General features: G+C 58.2%; 2 rRNA genes. Both read right to left on the bottom strand.

What is annotated here, in order from left to right:
- Positions 1-104: 104 nt before the first annotated feature.
- A 5S ribosomal RNA gene (rrf, locus tag H8N03_RS25890) occupies positions 105-221 on the bottom strand.
- 178 nt (positions 222-399) lie between these two features.
- Positions 400-3,567 (bottom strand): 23S ribosomal RNA (locus H8N03_RS25885).
- Between the last annotated feature and the right edge of the window lie 87 nt (positions 3,568-3,654).

Below are 3,654 nucleotides of genomic sequence, written 5' to 3'. Positions count from 1 at the left end.
ACTGTCGGGGCTCACTGCGCACAGCGCCCACAACGCAGAAGAGGGGAGCAGCACCGCCACAGCGGTGCCACTCCCCTCAACCAACCTCACTGCAAAGAGTGAGTGGCCGGCGGTGACCTACTCTCCCACCCAGTCTCCCGAGCAGTACCATCGGCGCTGGTGGGCTTAGCTTCCGGGTTCGGAATGAGACCGGGCGTTTCCCCACCGCTATGACCACCGGACCACAAAGGCCAGGATCGAAAAACCACGAAGGGTTCTCTCCCGAGAACCACACAATGGACGCGAAACACTACAGCAGTGTCATCGTTTGATCAGTAGATCATGTTCGTTCGTGCTCGTGCACTCGCCTGCACCACACCACCAGCCATGACCTGCATGCTTGGTGGTAGCTGGTGCGTAGTAGACAAGTGATCGGCCTATTAGTACCGGTCAGCTCCACAACTCTCTCGTCGTTGCTTCCACACCCGGCCTATCAACCCCGTCATCTCCAGGGAGCCTCCCACCCCACAAGGGGCACGGAAACCTCATCTCGAAGCAGGCTTCCCGCTTAGATGCCTTCAGCGGTTATCCCTTCCGAACGTAGCCAACCAGCCATGCCCTTGGCAGAACAACTGGCACACCAGAGGTTCGTCCGTCCCGGTCCTCTCGTACTAGGGACAGCCCTTCTCAAGTTTCCAACGCGCGCAGCGGATAGGGACCGAACTGTCTCACGACGTTCTAAACCCAGCTCGCGTACCGCTTTAATGGGCGAACAGCCCAACCCTTGGGACCTACTCCAGCCCCAGGATGCGACGAGCCGACATCGAGGTGCCAAACCATGCCGTCGATATGGACTCTTGGGCAAGATCAGCCTGTTATCCCCGGGGTACCTTTTATCCGTTGAGCGACCGCGATTCCACACTCCACGGCCGGATCACTAGTCCCGACTTTCGTCCCTGCTCGACCTGTCGGTCTCACAGTCAAGCTCCCTTGTGCACTTACACTCAACACCTGATTGCCAACCAGGCTGAGGGAACCTTTGGGCGCCTCCGTTACTCTTTAGGAGGCAACCGCCCCAGTTAAACTACCCACCAGGCACTGTCCCTGATCCGGATCACGGACCGAAGTTAGACATCCAGAACGACCAGAGTGGTATTTCAACGACGACTCCACCAACACTAGCGTGCCAGCTTCACAGTCTCCCACCTATCCTACACAAGCCGTCCCGAACACCAATACCAAGCTATAGTGAAGGTCCCGGGGTCTTTCCGTCCTGCTGCGCGTAACGAGCATCTTTACTCGTAGTGCAATTTCGCCGAGTTCGCGGTTGAGACAGCAGGGAAGTCGTTACGCCATTCGTGCAGGTCGGAACTTACCCGACAAGGAATTTCGCTACCTTAGGATGGTTATAGTTACCACCGCCGTTTACTGGCGCTTAAGTTCTCAGCGTCCCCACGACAAGCGCGGGTAACCGGTCCCCTTAACGTTCCAGCACCGGGCAGGCGTCAGTCCGTATACATCGTCTTGCGACTTCGCACGGACCTGTGTTTTTAGTAAACAGTCGCTTCCCCCTGGTCTCTGCGGCCCTCAAACGCTAGCCCGCAAGGAGCTTCACGCCTCAGGCCCCCCTTCTCCCGAAGTTACGGGGGCATTTTGCCGAGTTCCTTAACCACGATTCACTCGCACGCCTCGGTATTCTCTACCTGACCACCTGAGTCGGTTTAGGGTACGGGCGGCTCGAACCTCGCGCCGAGGCTTTTCTAGGCAGCATGGGATCACCCTACTTCCCCCCTACGGGGTCACCATCAGGTCTCAGACTCAGCATCAAAGCAAGAGGAGCGGATTTGCCAACCCCTCGTCCTACACCCTTGGACGTGGACAACCATCGCCACGCGGAAGCTACCCTCCTGCGTCACCCCTGTTAACACGCTTGACTACTACCGGATCGGGTCACACGCTCCACCAACACAAACCCGAAGGCTCATGCGGCTTTGGGTGCTCAGCATCCCCGGCCTCGCCATGGACGGTTCTACACCGGTACGGGAATATCAACCCGTTGTCCATCGACTACGCCTGTCGGCCTCGCCTTAGGTCCCGACTTACCCAGGGCGGATGAACCTGGCCCTGGAACCCTTGGTCAATCGGCGGACGGGGTTCTCACCCGTCATTCGCTACTCATGCCTGCATTCTCACTCGCGTGCAGTCCACCACACCATCACCAGGCGGCTTCACCCCACACACGACGCTCCCCTACCCACCCACACACCTGCACCAACGGTGCCCACCGCTCCGAAGAACAGCGGGTAGTTGATGGGGTTAATATGTGAGTGCCACAGCTTCGGCGGTGTACTTGAGCCCCGCTACATTGTCGGCGCGGAATCACTTGACCAGTGAGCTATTACGCACTCTTTCAAGGGTGGCTGCTTCTAAGCCAACCTCCTGGTTGTCTGCGCAACTCCACATCCTTTCCCACTTAGCACACGCTTAGGGGCCTTAGCTGATGATCTGGGCTGTTTCCCTCTCGACTACGAAGCTTATCCCCCGCAGTCTCACTGCCACGCTCTCACTTACCGGCATTCGGAGTTTGGCTGACGTCAGTAACCCGGTGGGGCCCATCGGCCATCCAGTAGCTCTACCTCCAGCAAGAAACACGCGACGCTGCACCTAAATGCATTTCGGGGAGAACCAGCTATCACGGAGTTTGATTGGCCTTTCACCCCTACCCACAGCTCATCCCCCAGGTTTTCAACCCTGGTGGGTTCGGTCCTCCACGCGGTCTTACCCACGCTTCAACCTGGCCATGGGTAGATCACTCCGCTTCGGGTCTAGAGCACGCGACTACAAACGCCCTATTCGGACTCGCTTTCGCTACGGCTACCCCCCACGGGTTAACCTCGCCACGCACCACTAACTCGCAGGCTCATTCTTCAAAAGGCACGCCGTCACCAGAGTAAACTCCAGCTCCGACGGATTGTAGGCACACGGTTTCAGGTACTATTTCACTCCCCTCCCGGGGTGCTTTTCACCATTCCCTCACGGTACTTGTCCGCTATCGGTCATCAGGAAGTATTTAGGCTTACCAGGTGGTCCTGGCAGATTCACACGAGATTCCACGAGCCCCGTGCTACTCGGGACATGCTCCCAAGGAGGCCGCAATGTTTCACCTACGGGGGTCTCACCCACTACGCCGGACCATCCCAGGCCCTTCGGCTACACCACGACTTTCTCACTCCCCGAACCGGTGGTAGCCGGCTCCAGAACACTCCCACAACCCCCACACCGCAACCCCTACCAGGTATCACACGATGCAGGTTTAGCCTCATCCGCTTTCGCTCGCCACTACTCACGGAATCACATGTTGTTTTCTCTTCCTGTGGGTACTGAGATGTTTCACTTCCCCACGTTCCCTCCACACACCCTATACATTCAGGTGCGGGTGACCGCCCATGACGACGGCCGGGTTCCCCCATTCGGACACCCTCGGATCAACGTTCGGTTGCCAACTCCCCGAGGCTTAACGCAGGCTCCCACGTCCTTCATCGGCTCCTGATGCCAAGGCATCCACCATGCGCCCTTACACACTTGCCCACCACACACCACCCACCACCACCAGCAGACCAGAACAGTCTGACTGGCACAGCAGCATCGAGTGCGAGTGCACAACGCGTGCAACAA

Origin of the sequence: Ramlibacter cellulosilyticus, from assembly GCF_014297465.1 — a bacterium.
Lineage (GTDB): Bacteria > Pseudomonadota > Gammaproteobacteria > Burkholderiales > Burkholderiaceae_C > Ramlibacter > Ramlibacter cellulosilyticus.
The sequence above is the reverse complement of the archived record's forward strand: the minus strand, read 5'-3'. Positions and strand labels throughout refer to the sequence as shown.